Here is a 13,034-nt window from a genome sequence, read left to right as displayed (position 1 = left end):
AAACGGCTCGTGCGCGAGTCCGATCAAAATGCTCATTCACAACCCGTAAAACTGCGCTTTTCGCCGTTTTTTGCCTTGCCTGACCTTCGCTCGCTGCGCTTGCACACGGCCTGCTCGGGACGATGCTCAGATCCCAGGCAGGCGCTGGCGAATACGCTCGACCAGGCTGTCCAGGCTTGCGCTGTCATGTGTGTCGACGCGTTTACTGTGGCTCTGCTCCTCGTCGTCGAGTGGCTCGCGGCTGGCTTGCTGGGCCTGGATCACTTCCAGCGTCGCATCGGACGGATCCTGGCCTTCGCTGCGGCGCTGCTCCAGCCAACTGGCGATCACGGCTTGTGGCGCATGGCAGTCGAGAATCAGGAAGGGCGCGCCGGTCTCTTCGGCGATTTCGCTGGCGGCCTGGCGTTGTGCTGCCTTGAGATAGGTTGCGTCGATCACCACGGGGAAGCCTGCCAGTAGTGTCTGGCGCGCAAGTTGGTGCAGGCGCTGGTAGGTCGCCTGGCTGGCGTCAGTGTTGTAGATACCGGCGGCCAGCTGATCCTTGGCTTCGGCGCTCTGCTCGCCGAACAGACGCTTGCGCTCGATGTCGGAGCGCAGGCGAATGGTGCCCAGCGCTTCCACCAGACGCATGGCGACGTGGCTCTTGCCGACTGCCGAGACACCATGGGTGATGGCCAGGAAAGGCGATGGAATGGCGCTGTAGCTCTCTGCCAGTGCGGCATAACCACGGTACTGGCGCAGGATCACCGCCCGCTGCACCGAGTCCTGTTCCTGCCCCAGGCGGAACAATGCGACTTTGCCGCGGACCATGGCACGGTAAGCCTTGTAGAAGTTCAGCAGTTCCAGTGCTGCATAATCGCCAGTGCGCTCCAGCCAGCCGCTTATGAAGCGTCGGGCCAGGCACTTGAGGCCACGGTCTTCGAGGTCCATGGCCAGGAAGGCGATATCTGCGGTGACGTCGGTGAAACGGAAGGGCTCGTTGAACTCGATGCAGTCGAACAGAACTACGCGGCCGTCGATCTGGGCGGCGTTACCCAGGTGAATGTCGCCGTGGCATTCGCGAATGAACCCCTGCGCCTTGCGTTCGCTCAACAGTGGTTGCAGGCGTTCGTAGCTGGACTGGGCCCACGCCTCAAGGGCATCGAGTTGCTGCAGGTCTGCCTTCTCGCTGAGCATCGGACGAATCTGCTCGAAATTCTGCTGCACCGGAACCATTACCGCTTCTGCGCTACCCAGCGGATGCTCCTGCGGCACCTGCGGTGCGCCCAGGTGAAAGGTGGCGATCTGTTCGGCCAGGGCGTCGATATGAGCGTCGTTCAGCTCGCCGCGTGCCTGAATGGCGCTGAGCAGTTGTTCCTGCGGGAACTGGCGCATTTTCAGTGCGTATTCGATGGCGGGGGTGCTGCCGTCGAAGCTGGGAGCGTTTTCACTACCACCGATCGGCAATACGTCCAGATACAAATCCTCGGTCAGGCGCTGGTTGAGGCGCAGCTCTTCTTCGCAGAAATGACGGCGTGCATCCAGCTCGGTGAAGTCGAGAAAACCGAAGTTGACCGGCTTTTTGATCTTGTAGGCGTAGGGGCCAGTGAGCAAAACCCAGGAAATGTGGGTCTCAATGACCTGAAACCCATCCACGGGATGCGGATACAGGGCCGGGTTCTGCAATGCGGCAATCAGGGCTTGGCTCACGTTCGATCCTTGTTCTAGACGCTGTTCGAGCTGGGCATTATGGCCGCTGTGAGCTGCTCTGCAAACCATCCAGGCGGCCTGCTGGCCCCCATGTAAAGTGCGTATAATCCCGCCATGACTCGAAAACGCTCCCCCCGCTCCAAAAAAAAATCCCGCTCGTCCGGTATGCGTCCCTGGCTTGCCTGGGGCCTCAAGCTCGGTCTGGTTGGCCTGGTGATCCTGGCTGGCTTTGCCGTTTATCTCGATGCCGTGGTGCAGGAGAAGTTCTCCGGCAAGCGCTGGACGGTGCCCGCGAAGGTCTATGCCAGGCCGCTCGAACTCTTCGTCGGGCAGAAGCTGGCCAAGGACGATTTCCTGCGTGAACTCGATGCGCTGGGCTACCGCCGCGAGAGCGCGGTCAATGGGCCGGGCGCAGTGTCCGTAGCCGGTAATAATATCGAGCTGCACAGTCGCGGCTTTCAGTTCTACGAAGGTGTCGAACCGTCACAGAAGGTGCGCGTGCGTTTCTCTGGTGATTACGTTGCCGGTCTGACCCAGGCCAACGGCGGCAACCTTGCCGTGGCAAGACTGGAGCCGCTGCTTATTGGCGGGCTTTATCCGGCGCATCAGGAGGATCGCATCCTGATCAAGCTGGATCAGGTGCCGGCCTATCTGATCGATGCGCTGGTGGCAGTCGAGGACCGTGACTACTTCGATCACTTCGGCGTGTCGCCCAAGGGCATCGCCCGCGCGATGTGGATCAACGCCACATCCGGGCGCCTGGTACAGGGCGGTAGTACGCTGACCCAGCAGTTGGTGAAGAACTTCTACCTGACCAACGAGCGCACCCTGGTGCGTAAAGCCACCGAAGCGATGATGGCGGTGCTGCTCGAGCTGCACTACGACAAGCGCGAAATTCTCGAAGCCTATATGAACGAGGTGTTCCTCGGTCAGGACGGCCAGCGCGCGGTACATGGCTTTGGTCTGGCCAGCCAATACTTTTTCAGTCAGCCTGTTTCCGAGCTCAAGCTGGAGCAGGTCGCGCTGCTGGTGGGCATGGTCAAGGGCCCCACCTACTTCAACCCACGGCGCAATCCCGAGCGAGCGCTGGCGCGCCGCAATCTGGTGCTCGATCTGCTTGCCGAGCAAGGCTCGATCACTCCCGAGGAAGCCACTGCAGCCAAACAGAAACCGCTCGGTGTGAGTTCGCGCGGCAGCATGGCTGACAGCTCGTTCCCGGCTTTCCTCGATCTGGTCAAGCGTCAGCTGCGTGAAGATTATCGTGAGCAGGATCTGACTGAAGAAGGCCTGCGCATCTTTACCAGTTTCGATCCGATTCTGCAGCTCAAGGCCGAAGAGGCGCTGGCCGAGACGCTCAAGCGCCTGGCCGGGCGCAAGGGTGTGGACCAAGTGCAGGCCGGTATGGTGGTGACCAATCCCGAGACCGGTGAAATTCAGGCATTGATCGGCAGCCGCCAGCCACGCTTTGCCGGTTTCAACCGTGCGCTGGACGCCGTAAGGCCGATTGGCTCGCTGATCAAACCGGCTATTTATCTGTCTGCTTTGGAGCGTCCGAGTCAGTACACCCTGACCAGTTGGCTGGAGGATGAAGCGTTCTCCATCAAGGGCCAGGATGGCCAGGTCTGGACGCCACAGAATTACGACCGCAAGGCTCATGGCACCATCTACCTGTATCAGGGGTTGGCGCAGTCCTACAACCTGTCCACGGCCAAGCTCGGCCTGGAGATCGGCGTGCCCAATGTGCTCAAGACGCTTGAGCGACTGGGTGTCGAGCGTAAATGGCCGGCCTACCCGTCGATGCTGCTGGGTGCTGGGGCTCTGACGCCGATGGAAGTGGCGGGTATGTATCAGACTCTGGCCAACGGTGGCTTCAATACGCCCTTGCGCGGTATTCGCAGCGTGCTGACCGCCGATGGCGAGCCGCTCGGCCGTTATCCGTTCCAGATCCAGCAGCGCTTCGATCCGGGTGCCATTTATCTGGTGCAAAACGCCATGCAGCGCACCATGCGTGAAGGCACTGGTCGCTCGGTTTACAGCCAACTGCCCAGTTCGCTTAATCTGGCGGGCAAGACCGGGACCAGTAACGACTCACGTGACAGCTGGTTCGCTGGCTTCAGTCAGGATTTGCTGTCGGTTGTGTGGCTGGGGCGTGACGACAATGGCCCGACCCCACTGACCGGTGCGACCGGTGCACTGCAGGTCTGGACCGGGTTCATGCGCAAGGCGGACCCGCTGCCATTGGATATGCCGATGCCGGACAACGTCACCCAGGCCTGGGTGGATCGTCAGACTGGTCTGGGCTCGGCTTCGGGCTGCCCGAATGCGGTACAGATGCCTTATATTCGCGGCAGTGAACCTGCCGCCGGTTCCGCGTGCGGTATCCAGGCACCAGTCGAGTCGGTGATGGACTGGGTGCGAGGCTGGTTGGAATAACGGCCGGGTCGAGTGATTCGGTGTTACCTAAGAGGATTGGATGTGAACAAGAAGTGGCTTGCCACTATGCTGGCAACGGCGGTGTTGGGTGGTTGCAGTACGGTGCCGCAGGGTTCGATTCCGGTGATCGACGCCGGCTCTCCGCTGTCTTCGGGCGGGGCTGGCCCGGCGACTGGTCCGGGTCCTGCAGCTGCACCGCAGCGTATCGAGGAAGATTCCGGTGTCGTTGTGATGGTGCCGCAGGGAGCTGTCTCGACGCCGTTGCAGACCGACTCTCAGCCGATCACCTCCAGTGGCGGACTGACCTTCGACCCGCCCGTGCCCAGTCAACCGTCCGCAACGAGTCAGGGCAGCTTCGGCTCTTCGGCGCCGAGCATGCCTAGCGGCATTCCCAGTGGCGGCGGCCTGGCTGCAGACGAGCAACTGGATGGCCCGGTTCTCGCGCTGTTGACCACCGCTCAACAGCAGCAGGGCGGTGGCGATCTGAATGGCGCTGCCTCCAGCCTGGAACGTGCCCAGCGCATTGCGCCGCGTGAGCCGCAGGTGCTTTATCGTCTTGCCGAGGTTCGCCTGGCTCAGGGCGATGCTGCCCAAGCCGAGCAGTTCGCCCGTCGCGGCCTGACTTACGCCAACGGTCGTCCGGCGTTGCAAGCCAGTCTGTGGGATCTGATCGCCCAGGCACGCGAGCGTCAGGGTGATCCCGCTGGTGCTGCACAGGCCCGTGAACGCGCACGAGTAAACCTCTGATGGATGCTCGTGCCAGTGCGCTAGCCGAACACCTGCTGCTGATCGAGCGCGAGTTACGTGTGCAGGGTTGGTGGCAGGAGGAGGCGCCGAGCGCCGAGGCCCTGGCCAGCCCGGAGCCGTTCTGTGTCGATACGCTGGCGTTCGAGCAATGGCTGCAGTGGATTTTTCTGCCGCGTATGAAGGTTCTGCTGGAAACCGGCGCCGCGTTGCCCTCGGTATCGGGTATTCAGGCTATGGCAGAGATGGTCTATCAGCAGCAGGCGAGCACTGCGCGTCGGTTGCTTGAGCTGCTCGGCGAGTTCGATCGCCTGCTTACGCGCACGCCTTGAGGGCGTTCGCGTAGTGCATCATTTGCAATTTTCTGCGATGGACTTCTTCAGCTCGGTGATGCGTTCCTGACGTTCATCCTCGCCAATACGACGCAACTCGCCACCATCTTCGATCCTGACGCGTGGGTTGATTTCCAACTGAGCAAGGTTATTACGTGCTGTCTCACAGTACTGCTTGCGCTCGGCTTCCTGCTTCGCCACATCTGCCTTGACCTTCTTGTCGATGGCCGCCTGCTTGGGGTCGAGCTGATCTTCTATGCTCGGCGCCGGCTCACTTGGCGCAGGTCGTGGAGGCGGGGCAGCAGTATTGATGGTCGTGGCTTCTTGGCCCTGCGGAGGTTGCGCGCCGAAGTGGGTCACGCCTTTGTCATCTACCCACTTGTAAACCTGGCTGGCCATGGCGGATGTGCTCAAAGCGAGCATCAGGGTGCCAGTAAGAATCATGTGGCGCATGCTGTTTCCTTTATCGAGAGCGGCGGTGCTGATGGTTACTATAACCAAAAGCCGGCAATCTTCATCCTGCGCTGCGTCACAGCAGCAGGTTGAATAATAGGTCAGTCATCGCTTGACTTGCCCTCGCCGAACCCGAACAATCCAGCCTTCCCCCGTAGTGGAGTCCGCCGCAAGCGTCCTCCAGCTCGGGGAAAAGAGGCGCTACCCGCGCCGAACCGTGACACCCGCAACGCGTTACCTCGCGCTGGGAGGGTCAGCCCCGCAAGACCATGGGCTGCTCCGTTACTCGTCAAGCTGATGTTCCGAATCCACGATCACCGTCGTGCGTGTCCGCTGACAGTAAGACCTACTTAGGGCTACCCGTTGTCGGGTGGCATACTGGCGTTCAAGAGGTGAACAACGTGGAGCTTTTATCCGGCGCTGAAATGGTCGTCCGCTTCCTGCGTGACGAAGGCGTTAAGCATATCTATGGGTACCCCGGTGGTGCTCTCCTGCATATCTACGATGCCCTGTTCAAAGAACCGGAAGTGACTCACATCCTGGTCCGTCACGAACAGGCGGCGACCCATATGGCTGACGGCTATGCCCGCGCCACCGGCAAGGCCGGTGTGGTGCTGGTGACCTCTGGCCCCGGCGCGACCAATGCCATCACCGGTATTGCCACCGCCTACATGGACTCCATTCCGATGGTGGTGATCTCCGGCCAGGTGCCGAGCGCCATGGTCGGTACCGATGCCTTCCAGGAAACCGACATGGTCGGTATTTCCCGCCCGATCGTGAAGCACAGCTTCATCATCAAGCACCCGTCGGAAATCCCCGAAGTGCTGAAGAAGGCGTTCTACCTCGCCGAATCCGGTCGTCCTGGTCCGGTCGTGGTCGACATTCCGAAGGACATGGGTGATCCCACCCAGAAGTTCGAGTACGTCTATCCGAAGAAGGTCAAGCTGCGTTCCTACAGCCCGGCGGTACGTGGTCACTCCGGCCAGATCCGCAAGGCTGCCGAGATGCTCCTGGCCGCCAAGCGTCCGGTCATGTACTCCGGCGGTGGCGTGATCATGGGTGGCGCTTCCGCGCCGCTGACCGAGCTGGCGCAGATGCTCAACCTGCCAGTGACCAACACCCTGATGGGCCTTGGTGGCTACCCGGGTACCGACCGCCAGTTCATCGGCATGCTCGGTATGCACGGCAGCTACACCGCCAACCTGGCGATGCACCATGCCGACGTGATCCTGGCTGTCGGTGCGCGCTTCGATGACCGTGTGATCAACGGTGCGGCCAAGTTCTGCCCGAACGCCAAGATCATCCATATCGACATCGACCCGGCTTCGATCTCCAAGACCATCAAAGCCGACATCCCGATCGTTGGACCGGTGGACAGCGTGCTGACCGAGATGGTCGCCATCCTCAAGGAAATCGGCGAAACCCCGAACAAGGACACCGTTGCCAGCTGGTGGAAGCAGATCGAAGAGTGGCGTGGTAGCGGCCGTCTGTTCCCTTACAACGAGGGCGACGGTTCGATCATCAAGCCGCAGACCGTGATCGAAACCCTATGTGACGTGACCAAGGGCGATGCATTCATCACCTCCGATGTCGGTCAGCACCAGATGTTCGCTGCGCAGTATTACCGATTCAACAAGCCCAATCGCTGGATCAACTCCGGCGGCCTGGGCACCATGGGCTTCGGTTTCCCTGCCGCGATGGGCATCAAGCTGAACTTCCCGGAAGCCGACGTGGCGTGCGTCACCGGCGAGGGCAGCATCCAGATGAACATCCAGGAGCTGTCGACCTGCCTGCAGTACGACCTGCCGGTGAAGATCGTCAACCTGAACAACGGCACCCTCGGCATGGTTCGCCAATGGCAGGACATGCAGTACAACAGCCGTTATTCGCACTCCTACATGGAGTCGCTGCCGGACTTCGTCAAACTGGCCGAGGCCTATGGCCATGTCGGCATGCGCATCACTTCGCTGAAGGACCTCAAGCCCAAGCTGGAGGAAGCCTTCGCCCTGAAGAATCGCCTGGTGTTCCTCGACATCGCGGTGGACTCCAGCGAGCACGTCTACCCGATGCAGATCAGAGACGGTGCGATGCGTGACATGTGGCTGAGCAAGACGGAGCGGACCTAAGATGCGACACATCATTTCCCTGCTGCTGGAAAACGAGCCGGGCGCACTGTCGCGCGTGGTTGGTCTGTTCTCCCAGCGTAACTACAACATCGAAAGCCTCACCGTTGCGCCAACCGAGGACCCGACGCTGTCGCGTCTGACCCTCACCACCGTTGGTCAGGATGAGGTGATCGAGCAGATCACCAAGAACCTCAACAAGCTGGTCGAGGTGGTCAAGCTGGTCAATCTGTCGGAAAGCGCTCACATCGAGCGCGAGCTGATGCTGGTGAAGATCAAGGCCACCGGCGCTCAGCGTGCCGAGGTCAAGCGTACTACCGACATCTTCCGCGGCCAGATCGTGGATGTGACCAGCAGCGTCTACACCGTGCAGCTGACCGGTACCACCGACAAGCTGGACAGCTTCATTCAGGCCGTCGGTACTGCGTCGATCCTGGAAACTGTACGCAGTGGTGTCACGGGAATCGCTCGCGGCGACAAGGTGCTGAGTATCTGATCGCTTTGGCAAACAAAACCCCGCCTGGTGCGGGGTTTTTTATTGCTCGAATTCAGCGTTGGCGATTCCAGAAGGCCGCGATCAGCGGATCCTTGAGGCGCTTTTCCAGTGCGAACAGACCAATGTCATAGGCGGTGAGCGGTGGCTGGATATCGTAGATACGGATGCGGGCAGTCAGCGGGCTGTTGTCCAGCACGATCTGCGGCACCACTCCGATACCGAAGCCCAGACTGACCATGCTGACGATCGCTTCGTTGCCGCTGACCTGGGCATAGATGCGCGGTTTGATGTTGTGGCTTTTCAGCCAGCGGTCGGTGCGTGTCCGGGCCAGGCCTTCCTCGGAGAGAATCATCGGCACGTCCTTCCAGCTTTCTGAAGTTGGGTTGCGCAGTTGTTCCTCGTTCAACAACTGGGGAGCCTGTGGACCGATGAAGCGCAACTCGGAACGCGTGATCGACTGAAACTCCACTCCGCTCGGCAGGCTGTCGGGGAGGGCGCCGATGGCCAGGTCCTCCAGTCCTTGCTGCACCCGTTCGACGGCTTTCGCCGGGTCGCCGGTATGCAGTTTCATTTCGATGCGTGGGTAGTCCTGGCGAAAGCTGCTGAGAATGTCATAGAGGAAGCTGTAGCTTGCCGTGACCGAGCAATACAGCGACAGCTCGCCATGCAGATTCAACTGGTCCTGCATGAAGGTCTGGCGAATCGCCTGCCAACCATTGATGACCTCGCTCGCATATTCGCGAAACTGCTGGCCCTCGCGAGTCAGGCGCACCGAGCGGTTGTCTCGCACGAATAGCACGGCGCCGAGTTCGTCCTCGAGCTGCTTGATGCTGCGGCTGAGCGCGGAAGGGCTGACGTGCTGCTCGCGGCTGGTTCGGCCGAAGTGCAGGTTGTCTGCCAGGGAGAGAAAAAGCCTGAGGGAATGGCTGTTCATTTATGTTTCATATATTGGCATGTCGTGTTGCAAATATATCATTTTACGCAATGGTGCGGATCACATAAGGTGTCTTCGTCGCGGTGCTTCGCACCCCATTCCTTTCGATTCAAAAGAGCCAAGAACATGAAAGTTTATTACGACAAAGATTGCGACCTCTCCATCATCCAGGGCAAGAAAGTCGCCATCATCGGTTACGGCTCCCAGGGCCACGCCCAGGCCTGCAACCTGAAAGACTCCGGCGTCGATGTCACCGTTGGCCTGCGTAAAGGCTCCGCTACCGTTGCCAAGGCTGAAGCTCACGGCCTGAAAGTTGCCGACGTGGCTTCTGCCGTCGCTGCCGCTGACCTGGTCATGATCCTGACCCCGGACGAATTCCAGGGCCAGCTGTACAAGAACGAGATCGAGCCGAACATCAAGAAGGGCGCCACCCTGGCCTTCTCCCACGGCTTCGCCATTCACTACAATCAGGTCGTTCCGCGTGCCGACCTCGACGTGATCATGATCGCGCCGAAGGCTCCGGGCCATACCGTACGTACCGAGTTCGTCAAAGGCGGCGGCATTCCTGATCTGATCGCCGTTTACCAGGACGCCTCCGGCAATGCCAAGAACGTCGCGCTGTCCTACGCTTCGGGCGTTGGTGGTGGTCGTACCGGCATCATCGAAACCACCTTCAAGGATGAGACCGAAACTGACCTGTTCGGTGAGCAGGCCGTTCTCTGTGGTGGCACCGTCGAGCTGGTCAAGGCCGGTTTCGAAACGCTGGTCGAAGCTGGCTACGCGCCGGAAATGGCCTACTTCGAGTGCCTGCACGAACTGAAATTGATCGTTGACCTCATGTATGAAGGCGGCATCGCCAACATGAACTACTCGATCTCCAACAACGCCGAGTACGGCGAGTACGTGACCGGTCCGGAAGTGATCAACGCCGAATCCCGTCAGGCCATGCGCAACGCCCTCAAGCGCATCCAGGACGGCGAGTACGCCAAGATGTTCATCAGCGAAGGCGCCACTGGCTACCCGTCGATGACTGCCAAGCGTCGTAACAACGCCGCTCATGGTATCGAAGTCATCGGCGAGCAGCTGCGCTCGATGATGCCGTGGATCGCTGCCAACAAGATCGTCGACAAGGCCAAGAACTGAGGTCTGCGATGTGCGAAAGAACGCGGCTATATGCCGCGTTTTTTCATTCTGTGGCGAGGCTTCTGGTATAAAGCCAGCTCGATGAGCGGCGAACTGAGTTCAGTCGCCCCGTTCGAAATTCGTCAAACCCGTTGCAAGGTGCTGTTCATGAGTGAAGGTCCCGAGGATCAAAAGCCGGCTGGCGACAACCTGGAAAGCCTGCTGCCGATCGACGAGCACATAGAGGAAGGGCAGGACGCGGAAGGGCGCAAGGTGCGTCACCGCGGCATCTACCTGCTGCCCAATCTGTTCACCACGGCAAACCTGTTCGCCGGTTTCTACTCCATCATCAACGCGATGAATGGCAATTTCTACGTGGCTGCCGCTGCGGTGTTCGTCGCCATGGTGCTCGACGGTCTGGACGGTCGCGTGGCGCGCCTGACCAACACGCAAAGTGCATTCGGCGCCGAGTATGATTCGCTCTCGGACATGGTGGCTTTCGGCGTTGCACCGGCTCTGCTCGCATTCGAATGGGCGCTGGGTAGCATGGGCAAGGTGGGCTGGATGGTCGCCTTCATCTATGTCGCTGGCGCGGCATTGCGCCTGGCGCGCTTCAATACGCAGATCGGCAGCGTCGACAAGCGCTACTTCATCGGTCTGGCCAGTCCGGCTGCCGCGGGTGTCGTTGCCGGAACGGTCTGGGCATTCAGCGACTTCGGCATCAAGGGCTCGAACATGTCCTTCGCCGTGGCGCTGCTCGTTGCCGCCGCTGGCTGCCTGATGGTCAGTAACATCAAGTACTACAGCTTCAAGGACCTGGACCTGAAAGGGCGCGTGCCCTTCGTGGCCATTCTGGCCGTGGTGCTGGTGTTCGCGGTGGTGTTCAGCGACCCACCCCGTATCCTGCTATTGATCTTCCTGGCTTATGCGGCTTCCGGCCCGATCCAGTATCTGCTGCAATTGCGTCGTCGAAAATCTGTCTGACGCTGCTGTAATTTCTTCTGCGCTCCGTGGTCTACAGTTCGTTTCTCGAACTGTAGTCGCGGAGTCGTTATGCTCATCCGAGTTCCTCCTTCCTCTCGGACCCTCGAGTCCGAAGTCACCCCCGAGTCGGTCTATCTCTCTCGTCGCAAGCTGATGCAGGGCTCGTTGGCGCTGGCGGCCATGGCTGCTATGCCGGGTCTGGCCAGTGCTGACGCTCAAGGTGTCTATGCCGATGTTGAGCCGTCGAAGGCACCGGGGTGGTTCGACGAGAAGCTGGCAGGCGCACGCTGGCAAGCAATCACTGCCAAGGGTGAAAGCATCACGCCCTTCAAGGACGCCACGCACTACAACAACTTCTATGAGTTCGGCACGGGTAAGGGCGACCCTGCAGCCAATGCCGGCAAGCTGCAGGTCGAGCCCTGGACGGTGATGGTCGATGGCGAGGTGAGCAATCCGGGGCGCTATTCCATCGAGGATCTGGTCAAGCCACATGCATTCGAAGAGCGCATCTACAGGCTGCGCTGCGTCGAGGCCTGGTCCATGGTAATACCCTGGCTGGGCTTTTCTTTGGCTGATCTGCTCAAGCAGGTCGGACCAACCTCGGCGGCGCGCTATGTGCGCTTCGAAACGCTGGTCGATCCTGAGCGCATGCCGGGCCAGCGCTCGGGTTTTTCGCTGATCGATTGGCCCTATGTCGAGGGGTTGCGTCTGGATGAGGCCATGCACCCGTTGGCCTTCATGGCCGTCGGCATGTACGGACGTGTTTTGCCAAACCAGAACGGGGCCCCCCTGCGCCTGGTAGTGCCTTGGAAGTACGGGTTCAAGAGCATCAAGTCCATTGTGCGTATCAGTTTGGTAAGTGAGGCCCCCCAAACCACCTGGGAGCGCATCGCGCCGAACGAGTATGGTTTCTACGCCAACGTCAATCCGCAGGTGGACCACCCGCGCTGGTCGCAGGCGACCGAGCGGCGCTTGCCCAGTGGTCTGTTCAGTCCGAATGTGATCGATACCCGGATGTTCAATGGCTATGAGGAGGTCGCTGGTCTCTACACGGGGATGGATCTGGCGAGGTATTACTGATGCGCTACAGGCTCTGGCGCGTCGGCGTGTTCCTGGCTGCATCGGTACCGCCGCTGTATTGGCTGTACTGCGCCGTCTTCAATCTGCTGGGGCCTGACCCCGGCAAGGTGTTGGTGGATAATCTGGGGCTCGGAGCCCTGATCCTTCTGTTTATCACCTTGGCCATGACACCTCTGCAGCAGTTGACTCGCTGGGGAGGCTGGATTGCCGTGCGGCGACAGCTAGGGCTCTGGTGCTTTACCTATGTCGCTCTGCACCTATCGGGCTATGCCCTGTTTATCGCCGGGTTGCGTCTGGAGTTGGTGCTGCGCGATCTTTCCGAGCGGCCCTACATAATCGTGGGGGCATTGGCTTTCATTGGCTTGCTTGCCCTGGCGGTTACTTCCAATCGCTTCAGCATCAGAAAGCTGGGCCGTAAGTGGAAGACGCTGCATCGCCTGGTTTACGCCATCCTGCTGCTGGCCTTGCTGCATATGCTCTGGGTGGTGCGTGCTGATCTGGGGGAGTGGCTCGCTTATGCGTTGATCGGTGGTGCGCTGCTGCTGATGCGTCTCTCCGTTGTCGCGGGTGCATTGCAGCGAGCGGGCGCCCTTTTCCGAGATAATCCAAAGAAAATTGAAATATAAGCTTGACGCGCATTCTAT

The 13,034-nt window shown here is 60.2% G+C and carries 12 protein-coding genes; 9 read left to right on the top strand and 3 right to left on the bottom strand.

Going from position 1 to position 13,034, the window contains the following annotated elements:
• Window positions 1–126 precede the first annotated feature (126 nt).
• On the bottom strand, window positions 127–1,689 hold the full coding sequence (locus tag H3221_RS06315) for a bifunctional aminoglycoside phosphotransferase/ATP-binding protein (protein WP_196473622.1): 1,563 nt from the start codon (window positions 1,687–1,689) through the stop codon (window positions 127–129).
• A gap of 114 nt (window positions 1,690–1,803) precedes the next feature.
• Between H3221_RS06315 and mrcB the strand changes: the two genes are divergently transcribed.
• From mrcB to H3221_RS06300, 3 genes are all read left to right on the top strand, one after another.
• On the top strand, window positions 1,804–4,122 hold the full coding sequence (gene mrcB, locus H3221_RS06310; RefSeq protein ID WP_196473623.1) for a penicillin-binding protein 1B: 2,319 nt from the start codon (window positions 1,804–1,806) through the stop codon (window positions 4,120–4,122).
• Between the two features lie 66 nt (window positions 4,123–4,188).
• The gene (locus tag H3221_RS06305; RefSeq protein WP_196473638.1) at window positions 4,189–4,869 is read left to right on the top strand and encodes a tetratricopeptide repeat protein; all 681 of its coding nucleotides are present in this window, start codon (window positions 4,189–4,191) and stop codon (window positions 4,867–4,869) included.
• A complete protein-coding gene (locus H3221_RS06300) occupies window positions 4,869–5,198 on the top strand; it encodes a YqcC family protein (protein ID WP_196473624.1) in 330 nt (109 codons plus the stop codon). The genes H3221_RS06305 and H3221_RS06300 overlap by 1 nt, the downstream gene beginning before the upstream one ends.
• Before the next feature lie 18 nt (window positions 5,199–5,216).
• Here H3221_RS06300 and H3221_RS06295 read toward each other — a convergent pair whose 3' ends face one another.
• Entirely contained in the window at window positions 5,217–5,651 is a 435-nt protein-coding gene (locus tag H3221_RS06295) for a DUF4124 domain-containing protein (protein WP_196473625.1), read from the bottom strand.
• 401 nt (window positions 5,652–6,052) lie between these two features.
• Between H3221_RS06295 and H3221_RS06290 the strand changes: the two genes are divergently transcribed.
• Both H3221_RS06290 and ilvN read left to right on the top strand, forming a co-directional pair.
• Window positions 6,053–7,777: an acetolactate synthase 3 large subunit gene (locus tag H3221_RS06290; protein ID WP_026088417.1), complete on the top strand. Its 1,725-nt coding sequence runs from the start codon at window positions 6,053–6,055 to the stop codon at window positions 7,775–7,777.
• 1 nt (window position 7,778) lies between these two features.
• Window positions 7,779–8,270: an acetolactate synthase small subunit gene (ilvN, locus tag H3221_RS06285; protein WP_160017320.1), complete on the top strand. Its 492-nt coding sequence runs from the start codon at window positions 7,779–7,781 to the stop codon at window positions 8,268–8,270.
• A gap of 52 nt (window positions 8,271–8,322) precedes the next feature.
• Here ilvN and ilvY read toward each other — a convergent pair whose 3' ends face one another.
• A complete protein-coding gene (gene ilvY / locus H3221_RS06280; RefSeq protein ID WP_196473626.1) occupies window positions 8,323–9,204 on the bottom strand; it encodes an HTH-type transcriptional activator IlvY in 882 nt (293 codons plus the stop codon).
• 126 nt (window positions 9,205–9,330) lie between these two features.
• Here ilvY and ilvC point away from each other — a divergent pair, with 126 nt between their 5' ends.
• The 4 genes from ilvC to msrQ all read left to right on the top strand — a co-directional run bounded on the left by ilvC (window position 9,331) and on the right by msrQ (window position 13,016).
• The gene (gene ilvC, locus H3221_RS06275) at window positions 9,331–10,347 is read left to right on the top strand and encodes a ketol-acid reductoisomerase (protein ID WP_037001483.1); all 1,017 of its coding nucleotides are present in this window, start codon (window positions 9,331–9,333) and stop codon (window positions 10,345–10,347) included.
• A 147-nt stretch (window positions 10,348–10,494) separates the two neighbouring features.
• Window positions 10,495–11,310: a CDP-diacylglycerol--serine O-phosphatidyltransferase gene (pssA, locus tag H3221_RS06270; RefSeq protein WP_041980762.1), complete on the top strand. Its 816-nt coding sequence runs from the start codon at window positions 10,495–10,497 to the stop codon at window positions 11,308–11,310.
• 69 nt (window positions 11,311–11,379) lie between these two features.
• Complete coding sequence (gene msrP / locus H3221_RS06265; RefSeq protein ID WP_196473627.1) at window positions 11,380–12,390, top strand: protein-methionine-sulfoxide reductase catalytic subunit MsrP; 1,011 nt, start codon at window positions 11,380–11,382, stop codon at window positions 12,388–12,390.
• The gene (gene msrQ / locus H3221_RS06260; protein ID WP_196473628.1) at window positions 12,390–13,016 is read left to right on the top strand and encodes a protein-methionine-sulfoxide reductase heme-binding subunit MsrQ; all 627 of its coding nucleotides are present in this window, start codon (window positions 12,390–12,392) and stop codon (window positions 13,014–13,016) included. The genes msrP and msrQ overlap by 1 nt, the downstream gene beginning before the upstream one ends.
• Window positions 13,017–13,034 lie beyond the last annotated feature (18 nt).

This window comes from Pseudomonas chaetocerotis (assembly GCF_015712105.2).
Lineage (GTDB): Bacteria > Pseudomonadota > Gammaproteobacteria > Pseudomonadales > Pseudomonadaceae > Aquipseudomonas > Aquipseudomonas chaetocerotis.
Note: the sequence above shows the minus strand (reverse complement) of the source record. Positions and strands in the feature narration are given on the sequence as shown.

Excerpts from the sequence above, each read along its gene's own strand:
- msrQ (WP_196473628.1), top strand. The coding sequence starts at position 12,390 with ATGCGCTACAGGCTCTGGCGCGTCGGCGTGTTCCTGGCTGCATCGGTA.
- ilvN (WP_160017320.1), top strand. The coding sequence starts at position 7,779 with ATGCGACACATCATTTCCCTGCTGCTGGAAAACGAGCCGGGCGCACTG.
- ilvC (WP_037001483.1), top strand. The coding sequence starts at position 9,331 with ATGAAAGTTTATTACGACAAAGATTGCGACCTCTCCATCATCCAGGGC.
- H3221_RS06305 (WP_196473638.1), top strand. The coding sequence starts at position 4,189 with ATGCTGGCAACGGCGGTGTTGGGTGGTTGCAGTACGGTGCCGCAGGGT.
- msrP (WP_196473627.1), top strand. The coding sequence starts at position 11,380 with ATGCTCATCCGAGTTCCTCCTTCCTCTCGGACCCTCGAGTCCGAAGTC.
- mrcB (WP_196473623.1), top strand. The coding sequence starts at position 1,804 with ATGACTCGAAAACGCTCCCCCCGCTCCAAAAAAAAATCCCGCTCGTCC.
- pssA (WP_041980762.1), top strand. The coding sequence starts at position 10,495 with ATGAGTGAAGGTCCCGAGGATCAAAAGCCGGCTGGCGACAACCTGGAA.
- ilvY (WP_196473626.1), bottom strand. The coding sequence starts at position 9,204 with ATGAACAGCCATTCCCTCAGGCTTTTTCTCTCCCTGGCAGACAACCTG.
- H3221_RS06295 (WP_196473625.1), bottom strand. The coding sequence starts at position 5,651 with ATGCGCCACATGATTCTTACTGGCACCCTGATGCTCGCTTTGAGCACA.
- H3221_RS06300 (WP_196473624.1), top strand. The coding sequence starts at position 4,869 with ATGGATGCTCGTGCCAGTGCGCTAGCCGAACACCTGCTGCTGATCGAG.